Source organism: Corynebacterium lipophiloflavum DSM 44291, from assembly GCF_000159635.1.
Classification (GTDB): Bacteria; Actinomycetota; Actinomycetes; order Mycobacteriales; family Mycobacteriaceae; genus Corynebacterium; species Corynebacterium lipophiloflavum.
Genome location: NZ_GG667192.1, coordinates 136,718 through 155,569, shown reverse-complemented (window position 1 = coordinate 155,569; position 18,852 = coordinate 136,718). Strand labels below are relative to the sequence as shown.

The window sequence follows — 18,852 nt, the reverse complement described above, 5'->3', positions numbered from 1 at the left end:
GTCTGATCCTCCGTAACCGCAGGTTCCGGCACCCGTTCCTCCGACGGAAGTTGCGAAACTTCCTCAACCACCTGCGCCGCCTGGGGCTGGGGCTCCGGATCCGGACTGACGTACTGGCTGGTTCGTGCCTCTACCTGTGCTTCTGCCCAGGCTGTAAAGTTTTTCGAGGTGACCATGGGTTTACCGTAGCGTCGGGCGAGAAGACCCTTCCCGTCTTCAGCTTCCGGGTCATCCGTGACGAGCACGTCACTTCGTGTCTTCGTGATGGCCTGTTTGAACTCCAAACCGATTTCTGAACAGAACTTCTGCAGCTCTTCTCCTTGCGGTATGAGCTGGCCGAAAACGTATGTTGAGCCGCGGAACGCGACACGAGTGCCGGGGTTAAGAACGTCCGCGGCATCACGAATCAGATCGGCGGAGACAGACTTGCGAACAGCGTCGTCAGCTGGTGCGGGCGATTCAGTCTCGATCACGGTCTCGGGTGCGACAGTGCTGTCTCCGGCTGCAGGCGCAGGACCTGCAGCGCGATCAGAGTCGGCATACCAGCGTTCGAACTCTTCCTGAGTGATGATTGGAGTGCCGAATTCGCGAGCGTTTTGCGCCTTCCGGGACATCGATGCCGGATCACCCGCAACGAGAACGTCAGTCCGAGTCTTAGAAACACTTTTCTTGTACACCAAACCGCGCGAAGCACAAATTTCGGCGAGGCGCTCATCATCCGCCGGGGCACCGAGCAAATTCTTTCGCCCAGTAAACGCCACTCGTGCCCCCTCGTAAAGAAGGGCGTAGGACTGATCACTTTCCACGACAACGGGGGGCGCATCATATCCTCCTGGCAACACAACTTTTGCTCTTTCAAGGAGTTCATCGCGCATTTCCGTAGTCCACATGCCTCGCGATGTCCCCCACGCACCCATGAGCTCAATGCATTCTTGCACTTCGTTGCGATCGGTGGGAACAAGCGAGCCGCCGAAGAGCGCTGCCCAGGCAATGTCAGACTCAGTCGCCTTACGCGCATCCAACATCATGTTCGTCCGCGGTGCCCATGTTGGGAGGAAAACAGCTCCTTCGCGTTCACGGTCTGCCGGGGGCACGACCTGGCCGCGACTAATCGACAAGCGGTTGCTGAGCAAGGCCTCCGCGATTGACGTGGCCTGTTGCGCAGGCGTGGATCCGTCCGGGGAGAAGTTCAACTCTGCTGTGTCGTACCCCACGCCGAGATTTAGGGCCATGCCTTTCTCTTGGTGCCTAACCGTCCGTTCCAGCATTGCCAAGTTATGCCCAATCACCACAGCCCCTTCAGCTTGGCGCAGCAACAATGGCCAAAAGTCACCGAGCGCCGGTGCGAGGGCAAGGCCCCCCGCCGGGATGGAATGTGCGACACCGAAGTCTCCGAGGTCAGCTGCCGGGTTGATCCATGAGCCGAAATTGGCAACTATTTCGCCGTCGTCAACAACCACGGCGTGCACAAGCGCGACGTGCTGGGAGACCGAAAAGTCCACTCCATCAACGGACATCGCGAGGAAGCGCTTGGTCTCTACCGTCGCAGAGGAGGAACGGCGCAGCCGGCGCACGAGTTGGTTGCTCGCCCGAATATGGCGCGCCTCAATTGGTGCGCTTAAACGCAGGTTTTCCAGGCTGACAGCGCGTGAAACTGCCACATAGAACTGCCCGTCTTGAGACGTGCCACCCGACAGATCAATAAAGAGTTTTGGGATCGTCTGTCCTTGGGATTTGTGAATCGTAATTGCCCACGCGAGATTGACCGGGAATTGTGTCACGGTGCCGACCATTGCACTTGAAACCTTGCCGTCGGCAACCTGCGGCCTTCCAATCTCCCAGGTGTGCTTTCCTAAAGCAACCTGCTCACCGTTGTCCAACGAAACTACAATTTCATCAGCAGATGCCTCGACAATTTCACCGAAGCTGCCGTTGACGAAGCGCCCCGCGTAGTCATTGATGAGTGTCATCACTCGCGCCCCGCGCGCGTATGTGAGTTCTTCGCTGCCGTTGAATGACTTTGCGTCGGCGTCGCCGGTGTACACAGCGACGGAAACGAACTTTTCTGCTGGCAGAGCTTCAAGGCGCTGCTTGTTGATTGCTTCAACACGCCTGTTGCGCGATGCCAACGTCACCCAATCTTGCGGTGGTACGAAATCTGGATCAACGTATGAATTGAGGATTTCGCGTGCTCCCTCGCCCACCGACCCCTCGCGCACTTCATTCAAAATCTCAATGAACGTCTCATCTGACTGCCGCCAGACTGTCGTAAGGTTGATTTCGGTGAGTCGAAGCCGCTCAGACGCCTTCGCCGAGAAATAATAGGGCGACTCCCACACAGTGCTAAACAGCTCGCGCTCACCGTCGGTAACCACGGGCGCGAGTTGGAGGAGGTCACCGACCAGTATCAGCTGCACTCCACCGAATGGCTCCTCACTGCGGCGGATGCTGCGCAACGCGATGTCCATCATGTCGAATAAATCGGCACGCACCATGGAGATCTCATCTACGACAAGAACGTTGATCGCACTGAGGACCTTGTTCACGGAAGCAGACGGTCGCCATTTCCCTCCTGGTTTGAGGTCGTCTGGAAAATATCCCGGGCGAAACCCGAAAGCACGGTGAATGGTAAATCCCCCGACGTTCAGTGCCGCGACACCCGTAGGCGCAGTGACAATGACATCGTCAGTGCCACGCTCGTCGAGATAGAGGCGCAACAGTGTCGACTTACCGGTCCCAGCATTGCCTGTAATGAGAACGTTTTCACCACCGCGTAACGCGGAAAGCGCCTCGTTGAACTCGTCGGTCAAATGGATACCTTCGCCTGAAACGGCCATAGGGTCTACCTCCGTGATAGCTCGAATCGTCCTCAAATTATCCCAAAGGCCTAGACAATTGGCAGCGTTGGAACACATATTCCTTCAGCACCCCACCCCACCGCGGTCGCTGCCGGGCAGGATGCGCGGATTGACATCGCCGCCTTCGACGGCAACGATCTCGCTTTCGCCGGGGGCCAAGACCGCATGTGGCAAAGCGAGGTCGCAGCGCGCGCCATGGCGGAGGCCAACCCCGGCATCGAGACCGTGGTCTTCGACGATGCCGGCCACCTGTTCAGCGAGGACATCGAGAAGGCCATCGGTCGGTCGTGTGAGTATATGATGGGCGGCACTATAGAGGGCAACCGTGAGGCGAAGCGCGAATCGGACGAGATCCTCTACGACCGGCTCGCGCGCTGGCACGGTTAGATCTCCCCCCCCCAAATCTTGGCGAGATGGGCTGTCACGGGCACGTGCTGCGTTAAACCCGTCCACGGGCGTGAAATTGTTTTCCTTGAAAAGCCCAACGATGATCAGTCCTCCGTCACCGTTGAAAAAGCACTGAGGACACAACTTCCCGCTCAACTTCCCAGTCGACATAGCAACACTGTGGGAAATTGAGGGGGAAGTTAAGTGGGAAGTTCGGGGATCACCCCAATCGGGCGTCGATAGGCGGAAGGCGCAGGCGCACCAAGAATAGAAATTCACCGCGTGTCCGGGCAGTGACTACGGTGTAAAGGCATGGAGTTTCCCAACCTCGACACGTTGAAAACCCGCGGCACCCGTAAGTGGACACAGTACGACGACGATGTGCTGCCCCTATGGGTCGCCGAGAGTGACTTCCCCACCGCGCCAGTTGTCAAGGCCGCGCTTCAGCGGGCAGTAGAGGCCGAGACTTTCGGCTACACCCCGGCCCCGCAGGCCCAGGCGTTGCCAAAGGTCCTTGCAGATTTTTACGAGTCACGTTACGGCTGGCGCCCGGACGAGGACAAGATCTTCCCCGTCCCCGATGTTGTGCGCGGCTTGCTGCTGGCGATCATGCACTTCACCGAGGGCGACGTGATCGTACCCGTGCCCGCCTACCACCCGTTCCTCGAGATCGCGGAGACCGCAGGGCGCAACAGGGTCGAGGTCTCCAGTACCGGCGGGCTGGATCTGATGGAGGTCGAAGCGGCGTTTCGCAACGGCGCCGGCTCGATCATCCTGACCAATCCCTTCAACCCGGGCGGTTGGATCTTCGAGGAAGAAGAGCTCGACCAAATCTGCGCGATCGCCAGGAGGTACGGCGGACGCGTGCTTGTCGACGAAATCCATGCCCCGCTTGTCTACGACGGCCACCATGTGTGTGCCGCGAAGGACAACCCAGACGTGTGCATCACTGTCACTGCAACCTCCAAGGCGTTCAACGTCGCCGGGCTCAAGTGCGCGCAGATGATTTTTTCCAACGCGGACGACGTCACGGTGTTTCAGGGGTTGACCGGGGTAGCAAAGGATGGGACCGGAACCCTGGGCATTGTTGCCGCCGAAGCATGTTATCGCGACGGCGCGGAGTTTCTCGACGAGGAGATCGAGCTTTTGCGCCTCAACCGTGACTGGCTCGTTGAGAACCTGCCAGAAAAGATCCCCGGCATTACCTTCGAGGTGCCCAAGGCGACCTACCTGATGTTCCTCGACTTCTCCGGCACCAAGCTCAACTCCCCCCGTCCTGGCGCCTACCTGCTCAAACACGCCAAGGTTGCGCTCAACGAAGGCACGTCATTTGGCCCCGGCGGCGAGCACAAGGCACGGCTGAACTTCGCGACCAGCCCGGCCATTTTGGAGGAGGCGGTGGACCGCATCGCGGAAGCGGTGAACGCCATTAGCCGTTAAAGTTGGTCGGCATGGAGATCAGGACCGAGACCCCGCAGGCCACCGACTTCGCGCGACCTGCTCCCGCCGAGCAGCCCTGGGAGCGCCCCGACCCCGAGTGGTACAAGGACGCCGTGTTCTACGAGGTCCTCGTCCGCGCCTTCTACGACCCGGACAACACCGGTTCGGGCACGTTGAAAGGCCTGGAGGAAAAGCTGGATTACCTGCAGTGGCTGGGTGTGGACTGCTTGTGGCTGCCGCCGTTCTACGACTCCCCACTGCGCGACGGCGGTTACGACATCCGCGATTTTCGCAAGGTCCTGCCCGAGTTCGGTACCGTCGAAGACTTCATCTCCCTGGTCGACAGCGCCCACAAGCGCGGCATCCGCATCATCACTGACTTCCCCATCAACCACACCTCGGATTCGCACCACTGGTTCCAACAGTCGCGCATGGATCCCGGCGGGCCCTACGGCGATTACTACGTCTGGTCGGATGATCCCACCAAGTATGACGAGGCGCGCATCATCTTCATCGACACCGAGGAATCGAACTGGTCCTTCGACCCGGTGCGCAAGCAGTACTACTGGCACCGCTTCTTCTCCCACCAGCCGGACTTGAATTACGACAACCCGGACGTGCAGGAGGAAATCCTCGACGTCATCCGCTTCTGGCTCGACCTCGGCATGGACGGCATCCGCCTCGACGCCATCCCCTACCTCTTCGAGCGAGAGGGCACCAACTGCGAGAACCTGCCCGAGACCCACGGGTTCATCAAACGGGTGCGCACGCTTTTTGACCAAGAGTACCCCGGCCGTTTCCTGCTGGCCGAGGCCAACCAGATGCCCGACGAGGTCGTCGCCTACTTCGGCGAGGGAGACGGCGACGAGTGCCAGATGGCGTTCCACTTCCCCGTCATGCCCCGCATATTCATGGGCATCCACCGCGAGTCCGCGCAGCCCATCATCGACATCCTGCGCGACACCCCACCTGTTCCCGAGTCGGCACAATGGGGCATCTTCCTGCGCAACCACGACGAGCTCACGCTCGAGATGGTGACCGACGAAGAGCGCGACTATATGTACAAGAACTACGCCACGGACCCGCGGATGAAGGCCAACGTCGGCATCAGGCGTCGATTAGCGCCGCTGCTCGGCGGGCACCGCGACCGCCTCGAGCTGGCCCACGCGCTGCTGTTGTCGCTGCCGGGCTCGCCGTTCCTCTACTACGGTGACGAGATCGGGATGGGCGACAACATCTGGCTGCAGGACCGCGACGGGGTGCGCACCCCCATGCAGTGGTCGAACGACCGCAACGGCGGGTTCTCCAAGGCCGAGCCGGAGCGGCTCTACCTCCCGCCGATCCGCAACGACCAGTACGGCTTCCACATCGTCAACGTGGACTCGCAGATGCAGCGCGACAATTCGCTGCTGCACTGGGTGCGCCAGCTCGTGCACATCCGCAAGCAGTACCGCGCTTTCGGCCGCGGTTCCTACATCGAGGTCGAGCAGAGCAACCCGCACGTGCTGGCGTTTATCCGCGAGTACAACGGCGAGCGCATCCTGTGCGTCAACAACATGTCGTCGCGCCCCCAGCCAGTGGAAATGCACCTCGAGCACTACAATGGCGCGCATCCGCGCGAGCTCTCGGGCGGCGTGGAGTTCCCCGCGATCGGCGAGCTGCCGTGGCTGGTTACCCTGCCGCCGCACGGTTTTTTGTGGTTCGACATTTCGGAGTAGTTCGGTGATTGATTTAACGCGGGAGCGCTTCTACGGCGCAAAGTCCGAGGCGATCGACGCGGTCGAGGTCGCCGCTTCGCGTGAGCTCGACGAGTTTAGCTGGCAGATACTGCACGTCACCCATGGCGACGTGACCGATTCCTACCAGGTGCTCGTCGCCCCCGGCGCCGAGCGTGACGCGCTGGCCACCGAAGAAGGTGCGACCGCCTACGTGCGTGGTGCAGCCGAGCTGGGCGAGGTGCACGGAGAAATCGGCGGCACATCCGCGCGGCCGATGGGAGCCGAACAGTCGAACACCTCACTCGTGGTGGATGACGAGTGGGTGCTCAAGGTGTTCCGCAAGCTTGAAAACGGCACCAACCCGGATGTGGAGCTGCTCAGCGCGATCGGTGACTGCCCGCACGTCGCCGGTGTGCGCGGCCACATCACCCGCGACGGTGCGACGCTGGCGATGCAGCAGCAGCTTATCGACGGCGGCGAGGACGGTTTCGACCTCGCCGTCGCGGACGCGCTCGGTGACGCCGGCGAGCTCGGCCACGCGATCGGCGCCGTGCACACCGCGTTGGCCCAGGCCTTCGGCACCTCCGAGGTCAGCGGAGAGACCCTTCGCGCCACGCTTAACACCCACCTCGACGAGCTGGTTGCGCAGGCACCCGAGCTCAAAGAGTTCGAGTCGGCGATTCGCCAACTCTACGGCTCCATCGATGACGGCCCCCACGAAATCCAGCGCATCCACGGCGACCTGCACCTCGGGCAGACGCTGAAGACGGTCAACGCGACGGAACCTCGCTTCTACCTCATCGACTTCGAGGGAGAACCCGCCCGGCCGCTGTCGCAGCGCCTCGCCCCCGATCACCCGCTTCGCGACGTCGCCGGCATGATCCGCTCCTTCGGCTACGCCCGCGCCATGGGCTCGCACAGCGCGGACTGGGAGAAAGCCAACGTCGCTGCGCTGATCGATGCTTACGGCGCCGCGGCCGACGACACCGTACTCGCTGCCTATGTGGTGGATAAGGCCGCGTACGAGGTCGTCTACGAAGCAAACAACCGTCCAGAGTGGGTCGACATCCCGCTTTCTGCCATCGCGGATCTGACCCAGAGCTAAGAAAAATTTACACAGCAGGTCCCTCACGGGGTATTCTTTGGAAATTCTACGAATCTCCAAGGAGTGAAACATGGGCTCGACTGCTGCACAGGCCGACACCAGCACGAAGACACAAGGATCAACCACCGCGATCGTCGTCACTGCGCTCGCCTTGTTCTCGATGTTCTTCGGCGCCGGAAACCTGATCTTCCCGCCGATGATTGCCGTCCAGGCCGGCGACAACTTCTGGCCGGCGATCTTGGGCTTTTTGGGCACCGGCGCACTGTTGCCGTTGCTTGCCGTGATCGCCATTGTGCTTTCCGGCGCCAATGTCCGCGACCTCGCGCAGCGCGCCGGCACAGTCTTCGGCGTTGTCTTCCCGATCCTGGCGTACCTGTCGATTGGTGCGTTCTACGCGCTGCCGCGCACGGGTGCCGTGTCCATGGAAACAGCGATCACCCCGCTGTTCGGTGTTGAGGGGATCGTCGCCTCCGCGATCTTCAACATCATCTTCTTCGGCATCGCGCTCGCACTGTCGTGGAACCCGAACACGATCATGGAAAAGCTGGGTAAGTTCCTCACCCCTGCGCTGCTCATCCTTTTGGTTGTCATGATCGTCGTCGCGTTGACGAAGTGGACCGCCTCTCCCAGCGAGCCGGCCGAGGAATTCGCCGCGCGGCCGTTCACCGAGGGCCTGCTGCAGGGTTACCTGACCATGGACTCGATCGCGGCGCTCGCCTTTTCCATTGTGGTGATCTCCACGCTGCGCTTCCGCGGTTTCCAGGAAGGCCCTGCCCTGGTGCGCGGCACCATCTACGCCGGCGCCGGTGCTGGCCTGCTGCTCGCTCTGATCTACCTCGGCCTAGGCACGGTCGGGCGGATCATCCCCAACCCCGCCCAGTACGACAACGGTGCGGCACTGCTTTCCGACGCTTCCAACCTCACCCTCGGAACCGCCGGCCAGATCATCTTCGCGCTGATCGTTCTGCTCGCCTGCATGACCACCGCCGTCGGCCTGATCACCGCCACCGCGGAATACTTCTCCGAGCAGTTCCCCGGCTCCTACAAGACGTGGGCGATCATCTTCACCATCATGTCCACGCTGATCGCCACCCAGGGACTCGAGTTCGTCATGGCTATCGCCGCCCCGGTCATCGGATTCCTGTACCCGCCCGCCATCGCACTGATCTTTGTCACGCTCATCGAGCCACTGTTCCGCTCCCGCACCCGGTTTACCTGGGCGTTCTTCCTGCCGATTTGGGTCGCCGTGATCTGGTCGGCCATTGAGACCGCCATTTCGTTGGGTTGGGCAGCCGACGTTTTGACCCCGCTCGTTGCCTGGGCGCCGCTGCAGGACGCCGGACTGGGCTGGGTTGTTCCGGTCGCGGTCGCTTTCGTCATCGGCCTGGCCATCGACCTGGCCCGGCCCAAAGCCCCGCTCAAGCTCGGCACGGTGGAGACCGTCGAAGGCGAACACGTCAACGCGTAAATCGGCGTGTCAGATGTCACGGTCAGGCTCCCGGCCCGGTTGGTGACCTGGGGTTTTGCCCCGCCACTTTGGTTAAGTGTGACATCACGGCGGGTCAGAAGTCACGGTCAAACTCTCGGTCCGGTTGGCGACCTGGGGTTTTGCCCCGCCACTTTGGTTAAGTGTGACATCACGGCGGGTTAGAAGGCACGGTCAGACTCTCGGCCCGGTTGGTCACCTGGGGTTTTGCGCCACCACACAGGTTGAGTGTGACATCACGGCGGGTCAGATGTCACGGTCACGCCATCAACTACCCACCCCACCAGCGGTTTTACACCCCTGAACCCACCGACCGTGACATCCCGTCGAACGCGAAAGCGTAGCATGGCACTATGAACATCCCATTGGCGCTGCTTGACTTTTGCACTATCTACCCCGGCGAATCTGTCCGAGCCTCCATGGCCCGCTCCGTGGAGTTTGCTCAGAAGGCGGAATCGTTGGGATACTCGCGCGTCTGGTACGCCGAGCACCACAACATGACGTCGATCGCGTCATCGTCACCGGCGGTGCTCATTTCCCACATCGGCGCGCAGACCTCCCGCATCCGGCTCGGTTCCGGTGGCGTGATGCTGCCCAACCACGCCCCGTACGTTATTGCGGAGCAGTTCGGCATGCTCGCCGAGCTCTACCCCGATCGCATTGACCTCGGGCTGGGGCGCGCTCCTGGCACCGACCAGCAGACGCTGGGCCGTGCGCTGCGCCGCGACCCGCAAGCCGCGGAGGCATTCCCCGATGACGTGCGCGAGCTTGAGGCGTGGTTGTCGGATCAAAGCCCGCTGCCGGGTGTCGTCGCGATGCCCGGCCAGGGCACGAACGTGCCACTTTATATCCTGGGTTCTTCGATGTTCGGTGCGTCGCTCGCCGCGAGCCTGGGCTTGCCTTACTCGTTTGCGTCCCACTTCGCTCCTCAGCATCTTGTCGACGCCACCACCTACTACCGGGAGAACTACCAGCCCTCCGAGCGCCACCCCGAGCCCCACGTCATCGCCGCGGTCAATGTCACCGCGGCTGAGACCAGTGAGGATGCCGCGCGCCAGGAAAAGATCGTGCACCGCAACCGGGTGCGAGCGTTCATGGGCCGGCGCGGGCAAGTGCTTGACGACGCCCAACTCGACGCAATCGTCAACTCCTTCCAGGGCCGGCAGATCATTGACATGATGCGCTACACCGCCCGTGGCACCGCGGACGAAGTCGCGGAATACTTGACGTGGTTCACGGAGCACGCCAAGGCCGACGAGCTCATGATTTCGCTGCAAAACGCGAGCCACGGCGAGGTCCTCGCCGGAATGGAGATCCTGGCAAAGCGCTGGATTGGGTAGCGGCGCTCCAAGCGGTACGCTTCTCACCCATGCCCTCCCCTAAGACAGCCGCTGCCCTGCTGTCGGCGACCGCCGTTGTCGCGCTGTCGGCCTGCGCCTCCCCCGCCGGCGGGGCCCGCCCAGACCATCTGGTCGTTGCCACCCAAGCCCCTCCCGCGGGGTTGGACTTCACCACCACGGGCGGCGCAGCCGCTCCCCAAGCTTTAATGGGAAACATCTACGAGACGCTCGTGCGTATCGACGACTCCGGTACGCCACAACCCTTCCTCGCCGAGAGCTGGGACATCAGTGCCGACGGCTCGGAATACATCTTCCACCTGCGCGAGGGTGTGAGGTTTTCCAACGGCAAAGAATTCACGGCCGAGGACGCCGCCTTTTCCATCAGCTACGTTCAGGACAACTGGACCAACGCTTTGAAGGCTCAGATGGCCCCCGTGGTGGACGCCCAGCCGCTCGACGCCCAGACGTTGAAAGTAACGTTGGAGCGGGCGTCGAGTAGCTGGCTGTGGTCGATGGGCACGCTGACGGGGGCGATGATGACGCCTGCCTCAGTCGAGCGCCTCGCCACCGACCCGCTCGGGACCGGGCCGTACACTCTCGAGCGGTTCGCCGTCGGCGAGTCCGTCTCCTTCACCAAGCGCGAGGACTACTGGGGCGGCGAAGTCAGCCATGACGCGCAGATCCGCTACTTCGACGACCCGACGGCGGCACTCAACGCGCTGCGGGTTGGCGACGCGGATGTGGTGTGGTCGATGCAGGCACCGCAGTTGCTGGAGACACTGCCCGAGGACATTTCAGTGCTTGTCGGCACCACCAACGGTGAAGTGCTCTTATCCATGAATAACCGCGCCGCTCCCTTCGACGACCCGACAGTGCGCAAGGCAGTGTCCTACGCCATCGACCGCGGCGCAGTAAACGACGTGGTCTACAACGGCATGGCCACCGACACGGGAGGCGCGCCCGTGCCGCCGACCGACCCGTGGTTCACCGGTGAAGACTACTACCCCTTCGATCCGGGCATGGCCCGCGAACTCCTGGACGGCCGTACCCCAGACGTCACTATCACGGTGCCGAACCTGCCGTACGCGCAGACGGCGAGCGAACTGATCTTCTCCCAGCTGCGTGATGTGGGGTTCCGTGTCCGCCTGGAAACGGTCGAGTTTCCCGCCATGTGGCTCGGCCAGGTGCTCAAGGGCCACGACTACCAGGCGTCGCTAGTCGCGCACGTGGAACCGCGCGACATCCCGTTGCTCTTCGGCAACCCGGACTACTACCTGGGCTACGACTCAGCACGCGCCCGGGAACTGATCCAGGCCGCGGAGGTGGGCGAGCAGGCGTCCAACATGGAAGCCGCCGTGGACCAGATCATGGCCGACGCTGCCGCGCTGACGCTGGTCAACGCACCGAACATCGTGCTGCTGGGGCCAGGCGTGAGCGGAGTGAACCCCAACGTCGTCACCGAGGGCCTGCCACTTCGCACCATCGAGGTGGACAAGTGAACGCCCGCGCCGCCATGCGCTTTGTGCTGCGCTCCCTGTCCCGCTTCGCCGTATTGCTCTTGCTGGCCAGCATCATCATTTTCCTCCTGCTGCGCGCTGTGCCCGGCGACCCGGCGCGCGTTGCGCTCGGCGTCACCGCCACCGACGAAGCCGTCGCCGCGCTGTCCGCACAGCTGGGCACCGACCGCCCGCTGCATACGCAATACCTGGAGTGGGTCGGCGGGCTCGCAACCGGTGACTTCGGCGTTTCCCTGGCGAGCCGGACAGACATTACCCCAACCGTCGTCGAACGCGCAGGTGTCTCCCTCACACTCACCGTGCTCGCCATGGCGGCGTCCATGGCCATCGCCGTTCCACTGGGGGTCTACCTCTCCCAGCGCGAGAACCGTGCGGACGGCGCAATAGTCGCCGCGTTGACGCAGGTGGGCATCGTGGTGCCGAGCTTTTTGGTTGGCATCCTCGCCGTCGGGCTGTTCTCTCTGCGCCTCGGCTGGCTGCCAGCCAACGGGTGGGGCACTCCCTCGCACGTGGTGCTGCCCGTGCTCGCCCTCACCCTGGTGCAGGCAGCCATCCTCACGCGTTATGTGCGCGGTGCCGTGGTTGAGGAAATGGGCAAGGACTATGTGAGGACGGCGCGGGCGAAGGGGGCGTCGACAAGCACCGCGCTGTACCGCCACGCGGTGAAAAACGCCGCGCTGTCCGTGCTCACGGTCACCGGCATACAACTGTCCAGTCTCATCGTCGGCGCCGTGGTCATCGAGCGGGTTTTCGCCATCCCCGGGCTCGGCACAATGCTTCTCGACGCCGTGGCCAACCGCGACCTCACCACCGTGCAAACCGTGCTGATGCTGCTCGTCGCGTTCACACTCGTGGTCAATCTCGTCGTGGATGTGCTGTACGCGGTTATCGATCCGCGGATTCGGAGGAAGGCATGACGACACGCAGGGTCGGGCTCGGCATCGTGGCGCTGGTGGTTCTCGTCGCGCTGCTCGCCGCCGTGTGGACCCCATACGATCCGCTGCAGGCCGCCCCCGAGCGGCGCCTGCAAGGTCCCTCACCCGCCCACTGGATGGGCACCGACCAGTTCGGGCGCGACATCCTCTCGCGCGTGATGGACGGCGCGCGCCTGACCCTTGTGGTCTCTGTGTGCGCCGTGGCGCTATCCGCCGTGATCGGCGTGCCTCTGGGCATGTGGGCGGGGATGCAGCGCGGGGTGGTCGAAGTGGTGGTGATGCGGGCCAACGATTTGCTCCTCGCCTTCCCGGCGCTCCTGCTGGCCATCGTGTTCACCGCGGTGTTCGGGGCTTCGGTGTGGATCGTCGTGCTCGCCATCGGCATCGCGGGCATTCCCGGTTTCGCCCGCGTTGCGCGGGTCGGCACACTGCGGGTGATGAGCCAGGACTACATCCTCGCCGCGCGGGTGTCCAAAGTGCGGCCACTGGCAATCGCGCGCACGCATGTGTGGCCGAACATCTCGCCGTTTGTCCTTGTCCAGGTCTCCGTGGCACTGGCGCTAGCGATCCTCGCCGAGGCTGGCCTGTCCTTCCTCGGGCTGGGCACGCCCGCACCCTACGCGTCGTGGGGTCGGATGCTCCAAGCGTCCCAACCGTACCTGGCCACCGCCCCTCACTTGGCGCTGTGGCCCGGTCTTGCCATCGCGGCGACCGTGCTCGGCTTCACCCTGATCGGAGGCGGCCGTGATCCGCGTTAACGGTCTCACGATCGAGGGCATCCTCGACGACATCTCCTTCGAGGTCGCGCGGGGAGAGCGCGTCGGCATCATCGGCGAATCCGGCTCGGGCAAGTCCATAACCGCCTTGGCCATCATGGGGCTTGTCGACAACCTCCCCGTCACCGGGTCCATCACCGTCGACGGCACGCAGATGGTCGGCGCGCCCGACCGCGTGCGACGCCGCGTCCGCGGGCGACGCGTGGCCATGATTTTCCAGGAACCCATGACGGCGCTCGACCCGCTGATGACCGTTGCGCGGCAAGTGTCCCGCGATCGAGAGCGCGCCCGCTCCCTGCTGAAAGAGGTCGGGGTCGACAGGCCGCATGCCTACCCGCACGAGCTTTCCGGTGGGCAACGCCAGCGCGTGCTCATCGCCGCAGCACTCGCCCAGGACCCGGACATCCTCATCTGCGACGAGCCGACCACCGCCCTCGACGTGACGGTGCAGAAGCAGATCCTGGAGCTGATTGATTCCGTCATCGCCGCCCGCAACATGGGTTTGGTGTTCATCTCCCACGACCTCGCTGTGGTGCGCCGCATGACGCAGCGCACGCTGGTGTTCAAGGCAGGGCGCATCGTCGCCGCCGACTCGGAGTACGCACGCTCGCTCGCCCGCGCGTCGCTCCCCGGCCCGCCAGCCGCGCCGCGGCCCCTCGGCAACCCGGTGGTTGAGTTGCGCAACGTGACTCTCACCAGGGGCGCCACCCGCGCCCTCGACAACGTCTCGCTCACCGTGCACCGCGGCGAGCGCATCGGCATCGTCGGCGGTTCCGGTTCAGGTAAAACGTCGCTGCTCCGCATCATCGCCGGGCTCTCCACACCCGATTCGGGCAGCGTCGACGTCGGCGGGGACGTGCAGATGGTATTCCAGGACCCCTATTCCTCCCTCGACCCGCGCATGGACGTGGGGGCGTCGATACGCGAAACAAAAGTGGACGGCGCCCGCGCCGAAGAGGTCCTCGAGCAGGTGGGCCTGGCCGGCATGGGCTCGCGTCGGCCGCGGCAGTTCTCCGGCGGGCAGCGCCAGCGCATCTCCATTGCCCGCGCCGCGGCATCCCGTCCCGCCATCATGCTTGCCGACGAGCCCGTCTCCGCACTCGACGTGACCATCCGCAGCCAGGTCCTCGAGCTCATGGACGGCGTCGTCGGGTCGAACACTCTCATCTTCGTCTCCCACGACCTCGCCATCGTGCGCGAGCTGTGCCCCACCATCGCGGTGATCCACAACGGGCGCATCGTCGAGCACGGCGACACCGAGGACGTGTGGTCCAACCCGCAGCACCCGTACACGCAGCAGCTGCTGGAGTCGGTGTTGGAGCTTTAGCGCGTCACATACACCATGAGCGCCGGGTTGAGCACATGCTCTTCCACCCGCTCGAACACACTGGTCAGCTGGTCAAACTCGGCCAGCTCAGCGTTGCTGAGTTCTACCTGTTCGCGGAGAAAAGGTGTCTGCATGCCGCTCATCATAGCCCCACTGCGGACATCAGCACACCAACGACGTCGCGTCCGTGCCGGCGCAGCCCGTCGTGCTGCCACGCCGCGGTTTCGTGCACCTTTGCACCGATGATGTCGGCGGTTTCCAAAGACAGCTCGCGGGGCACGAAAATGTCGTCCGTGTACACCATCGCGGCGGCGCTTTCCGACGCCCCGAGCCCGGCGTACAGGTGAGGCCAGTCGTCATTGCCGGCGAGCTCGTCGGCGGCCTCCTTGAACGGGCGCAGCGCCGGGTCTTCGTCGAATTGGAAGGGGAAGATGTGCTCGCCGGTGAGATAGAACTCGGCGTCATCGGGTGAGGCCTGCGGGGCGAAACCGTCGAGCGACTCCGAGACGCGTTGCGCCGCCCACGCCGTTGCCCCCGGCACCGTGCCGCCGTAGATGGACTCGTGCACCGCAGCATACAGCGGGGCCCGCTCGAAGCTGACAAGGTCGCCGACGTCGGCGAGAAAGTCCGTGCGCAGCCTCCCGCCCGGATGGAAGGGCTCCTCCAACAGGTGTGCCAGGGTGCTCAACCCGCCCTCGCGCCCCAGTGCCACACCGACCGTGCGAAACCGCCGGGAGCTCAGCCGCTCCCCCGTGGGCAAGCTCTCCACGGAGTTGTCGAGGTGGCGGCACACCTCGCGGACCATCGACTCCGCCCACGGGACTTCACGGTAGAACAACTGGTGCCGAGCCCGCAGCTTGGCAAAGGTGGCGTGGTAGACCTCGTCCACGCCACGGGTGACGGTGGGCAAACCGCCCGTGAAAAACGCGTGGCGCACACTCTCCGGGTGCGCGGCGAGGTAATGCGCGAGGCAGAACCCGCCGAAAGACTGGCCGAGCACGTCCCAACGCTCGACACCGAGCTCCCGCCGGATCGCCTCGGCGTCGGCGACGATAGCGTCGGCGCGCAGCCGGGTCAGCGTGGGGGCGTCGATAAGCTGCGGCGTGGCGCGATCGATGCGTGTGGAGCGCCCGGTGCCGCGCTGGTCGAGGAGCACCACCCGGTAGTGCTCAAGCGCGGTGGCGATCCAGTCGTAATGCTCGCGTGGGCTCGGAAAACCGGGGCCACCCTGGAGGTATAGGAGTGCGGGCTTGGGAGCGTCGCCAAGCACGCGTGCGAATATGGTGAACCCGTCGCGCTCAATCTTCATGGAACGATGCTATAGGGTGGCGGGCGTGACCCCCCAACAGGCACGGACCACGCTCGCCTACCACCGTGTGTCTCTCGAACCCGCGCTGCGCCGCAGGCCGTACCGGCGATGGAAGCCCGCCCTGGAGTTCGTGATATCCTTAGTCCTCTTCTTCCTCATCCAGGCATTGTTTACTGCGGTGTTTCTGCTCACCAGCTGGGGAAGCGGCGCCGACATGGACTGGCTTTATAGCCGCATCATCGAAACTGAACTCGGTGCCAACCCGGTCAACATAGCCTTCTTCTACGGCGCGATCGGCATCTCGGGAGTCGGGGCCTTATTCGCAGCGTGGCTCGCAGGGCGGCGCCCGCGTGCGCTGTTGTCAGTCACCGGACGCATCCGCTGGCCGATCGTGAGACTGTCACTGCTGTTGATTGCCGTCCCACCGGCAATCACCTTCGTCATCGACGCGATCGTGCACCGCGGAATTCCCGCCCCGCTCGACGGTGCTTTCTGGGCCAGCATCGCACTCTGCCTGCTGCTCGTGCCGCTGCAGTCCACCGCTGAGGAACTGGTCTTCCGCGGCTCACTGCCCCAGGCGCTGGGCGCGTGGATCCGCTCGCCGTGGGTGGTCTACGCGCTCTCACTGCCGCCGTTCGTCTTCGGCCACACCTACGGCGCGAGTGGGCTGATTAGCGTCGCGGTATTCGCGGCGTTCGCCTCGCTACTTGTGCACCGCACCGGCGGGCTCGAGGCGGCGATCGTGCTGCACACGGTGAACAACATGTCGCTGGCCTACGCCGACGTCGCGGGGATCACCGAGCTCATCGACACCAACAATCGCCCACTCGTCAGCGGTGCCGCCTACCTGCTGCAGTACGCCGGCGCGCTCGTGGTACTCGCAATGCTGACCAGGTACGCCCCACGCACATCCGAACCACCACCCGGCTGGTTCCCCGGGTCCGGGTGGTACGCGGGCTGGCCGGCCGTCGTGGCGTCTCAGGCGCCAAGTCGCCCCAGACCGTTGGCGAGCCTCTCCACCGCGCGCCGAAATAGCACAGCGGGCTGACGAAACGCACCCTCGCCGAAATGCCCGAACACTTCGCTGGAAATCAAACCGATGATTCGTGACCACGCCTCCACGGCCAGCTCAACGGCACCCGCGCTGAGCTGCGGCGCCCATTCGCGCCTCAGCGCCTCAATATCTTCGCGCGTTGCCTCGTCGAGCGCCGTGCTGGGCGTATCGACGCTCGGATGCGCGTTATCCAAAGCCTCAAGCAGCATCCGCATCACGCGGGTTCCTTGACTGAGTGTGTCGCTGGGCGCCGCGTAACCAACAACTGGGGTGCCGTAAATAAGTCCCCACCTCCTCGGATGCGCGATCGCCCAGGCCCGCATCGCCTCCGCGATTCCCACGACCGAGGCAGGTTGCCCGTTGCGTTCCACTGAATCGGCGAGCTGCCGATAAGCGTCGGTGACCAGCAGCGTGAGAAATGCATCTCGGTCTGCAACATATCGGTATATCGCCGAGGACACCACACCCAGCTCACGGGCAACGGCGCGCAGGTTGAGCGCATGGGGTCCTCCGGCGTCTAGCTGTGCAAACCCGATCTCGCTGATGCGTCGCATCATCTCGTCGCGGGCGATCTGGCGGGGTGTCGGCATGAACCCATGCTACCAACTCGAGAGCACTGCTCTTGCGAGTAATCCCGACACGTGTTAGCGTAGCTGGAAAATAGAGAGCAGTGCTCACATTTTCACGCAAGGAGTCGTCATGTCCGATACAACGCTCGTCATTGGAGCCGGCCCAGTTGGAACGGCCGTCACCGATGAGCTGATCAAGCGCGGCCGCGAAGTGTTCGTCCTCACCCGGTCGGGCACTGCGGTCCGCGGAGCCCGGAGCCTAGCGGGCAGCGCCGCCGATCCGCGCGACCTGCAGGCCGCCTTTGACACAAGCGGCGCGAACCGGGTGATTGACTGCATGCACGCGCCTTACGACGCGGCAGTGTGGCGCAGCACCCTCATCCCAGCTGAGAAGACGGTTCTCGGCCTCGCGGCTGAACGCGAGATCCACGTGACCTTCCCCGAGTCCGTCTACGCTTTCGGTGAACGCGCGAACACGGTGACCGCCACTAGCGAAGTCGTAGCCACCACCGGCAAGCCGGGGATCAGGGCCCAACTCCTCATTGCCCGCACGCACGCAAACACCCCCGTGTGCTCCGTGGTGGCCTCCGACCTCTACGGACCAGGGTGCGGCCGAACGGCAGTGGCTCATGCTCTCATCGTGGAACCACTGCAACGCGCAACCCGCACGATGGCGCTCATCGACTCCTCGGCGCTTCACCCTTTCACGTACCTGCCCGATTACGCGCGGGCGCTCGTCGGTGCCTCACAGAACCAACTCACCGGGATCACAATCACGCCCACTGCGGACTCAGTCTGCCAGAGAGAGTTCGCCGAACGCGCAGCCTACGCAGGAAAACTCCGCGCGCACACACCGCTGGAACTAAAGAAGTGGATGCTTCAGTTCGCCGGGCTGTTCAACCGGGACATTCACGGTCTCGTCGAAATGACCTGGCTGTGGGACAGCCCCCGTTTCGTGCAGGGCACCTACGACTGGGCCCCGACCGATCTCGACGAGGGTCTCCACCGGACCTTCGAGGCCGCTTAACCGC

At 63.7% G+C, this 18,852-nt stretch carries 16 protein-coding genes; 12 read left to right on the top strand and 4 right to left on the bottom strand.

Annotation, left to right across the window (positions count from 1 at the left end; all coding sequences use genetic code 11):
- Positions 1 to 2,837, bottom strand: a 2,837-nt coding sequence (locus HMPREF0298_RS12405; RefSeq protein ID WP_006839811.1) for an AAA family ATPase, incomplete at its 3' end; no start/stop codon positions are given.
- Positions 2,838 to 3,023: 186 nt separating this feature from the next.
- On the opposite strand from HMPREF0298_RS12405, the gene HMPREF0298_RS12675 reads away from it, so the two are divergent.
- The 10 genes from HMPREF0298_RS12675 (at position 3,024) to HMPREF0298_RS03880 (ending at position 14,889) form a co-directional block, all read left to right on the top strand.
- Complete coding sequence (locus HMPREF0298_RS12675; RefSeq protein WP_006839810.1) at positions 3,024 to 3,245, top strand: hypothetical protein; 222 nt, start codon at positions 3,024 to 3,026, stop codon at positions 3,243 to 3,245.
- 312 nt (positions 3,246 to 3,557) lie between these two features.
- Positions 3,558 to 4,685 (top strand): MalY/PatB family protein, encoded by a 1,128-nt coding sequence (locus HMPREF0298_RS03920; RefSeq protein WP_006839809.1) that lies wholly within the window; start codon positions 3,558 to 3,560, stop codon positions 4,683 to 4,685.
- 11 nt (positions 4,686 to 4,696) lie between these two features.
- Complete coding sequence (gene treS / locus HMPREF0298_RS03915) at positions 4,697 to 6,403, top strand: maltose alpha-D-glucosyltransferase (RefSeq protein ID WP_006839808.1); 1,707 nt, start codon at positions 4,697 to 4,699, stop codon at positions 6,401 to 6,403.
- Positions 6,404 to 6,407: 4 nt separating this feature from the next.
- Positions 6,408 to 7,508, top strand: a complete 1,101-nt coding sequence (locus HMPREF0298_RS03910; RefSeq protein WP_006839807.1) for a phosphotransferase — start codon at positions 6,408 to 6,410, stop codon at positions 7,506 to 7,508.
- A gap of 70 nt (positions 7,509 to 7,578) precedes the next feature.
- Positions 7,579 to 8,976: a branched-chain amino acid transport system II carrier protein gene (gene brnQ, locus HMPREF0298_RS03905; protein ID WP_006839806.1), complete on the top strand. Its 1,398-nt coding sequence runs from the start codon at positions 7,579 to 7,581 to the stop codon at positions 8,974 to 8,976.
- 371 nt (positions 8,977 to 9,347) lie between these two features.
- Entirely contained in the window at positions 9,348 to 10,334 is a 987-nt protein-coding gene (locus tag HMPREF0298_RS03900) for an LLM class flavin-dependent oxidoreductase (protein ID WP_006839805.1), read from the top strand.
- Positions 10,335 to 10,363: 29 nt separating this feature from the next.
- A complete protein-coding gene (locus tag HMPREF0298_RS03895; protein ID WP_006839804.1) occupies positions 10,364 to 11,833 on the top strand; it encodes an ABC transporter substrate-binding protein in 1,470 nt (489 codons plus the stop codon).
- 14 nt (positions 11,834 to 11,847) lie between these two features.
- The gene (locus HMPREF0298_RS03890; RefSeq protein ID WP_040422645.1) at positions 11,848 to 12,768 is read left to right on the top strand and encodes an ABC transporter permease; all 921 of its coding nucleotides are present in this window, start codon (positions 11,848 to 11,850) and stop codon (positions 12,766 to 12,768) included.
- Positions 12,765 to 13,544 carry an ABC transporter permease gene (locus tag HMPREF0298_RS03885; RefSeq protein ID WP_006839802.1) on the top strand — a complete coding sequence of 260 codons (780 nt, stop codon included), beginning with the start codon at positions 12,765 to 12,767 and terminating at the stop codon, positions 13,542 to 13,544. Before HMPREF0298_RS03890 ends, HMPREF0298_RS03885 begins: the two co-directional genes overlap by 4 nt.
- Positions 13,531 to 14,889 (top strand): ATP-binding cassette domain-containing protein, encoded by a 1,359-nt coding sequence (locus HMPREF0298_RS03880; RefSeq protein ID WP_006839801.1) that lies wholly within the window; start codon positions 13,531 to 13,533, stop codon positions 14,887 to 14,889. Before HMPREF0298_RS03885 ends, HMPREF0298_RS03880 begins: the two co-directional genes overlap by 14 nt.
- Here the strand turns inward: HMPREF0298_RS03880 and HMPREF0298_RS12400 are convergent.
- Positions 14,886 to 15,023 (bottom strand): hypothetical protein, encoded by a 138-nt coding sequence (locus HMPREF0298_RS12400; protein WP_169304958.1) that lies wholly within the window; start codon positions 15,021 to 15,023, stop codon positions 14,886 to 14,888. The genes HMPREF0298_RS03880 and HMPREF0298_RS12400 overlap by 4 nt on opposite strands.
- A gap of 8 nt (positions 15,024 to 15,031) precedes the next feature.
- Positions 15,032 to 16,198: an alpha/beta fold hydrolase gene (locus HMPREF0298_RS03875; RefSeq protein WP_006839799.1), complete on the bottom strand. Its 1,167-nt coding sequence runs from the start codon at positions 16,196 to 16,198 to the stop codon at positions 15,032 to 15,034.
- 25 nt (positions 16,199 to 16,223) lie between these two features.
- Here HMPREF0298_RS03875 and HMPREF0298_RS11550 point away from each other — a divergent pair, with 25 nt between their 5' ends.
- Positions 16,224 to 17,246, top strand: a complete 1,023-nt coding sequence (locus HMPREF0298_RS11550; protein WP_169304960.1) for a CPBP family intramembrane glutamic endopeptidase — start codon at positions 16,224 to 16,226, stop codon at positions 17,244 to 17,246.
- Here the strand turns inward: HMPREF0298_RS11550 and HMPREF0298_RS03865 are convergent.
- Positions 17,177 to 17,842 (bottom strand): TetR/AcrR family transcriptional regulator, encoded by a 666-nt coding sequence (locus HMPREF0298_RS03865; RefSeq protein ID WP_006839797.1) that lies wholly within the window; start codon positions 17,840 to 17,842, stop codon positions 17,177 to 17,179. The two genes, HMPREF0298_RS11550 and HMPREF0298_RS03865, sit on opposite strands and share 70 nt — an antisense overlap.
- 109 nt (positions 17,843 to 17,951) lie before the next feature.
- On the opposite strand from HMPREF0298_RS03865, the gene HMPREF0298_RS03860 reads away from it, so the two are divergent.
- The gene (locus HMPREF0298_RS03860) at positions 17,952 to 18,848 is read left to right on the top strand and encodes an NAD-dependent epimerase/dehydratase family protein (RefSeq protein ID WP_006839796.1); all 897 of its coding nucleotides are present in this window, start codon (positions 17,952 to 17,954) and stop codon (positions 18,846 to 18,848) included.
- Positions 18,849 to 18,852 lie beyond the last annotated feature (4 nt).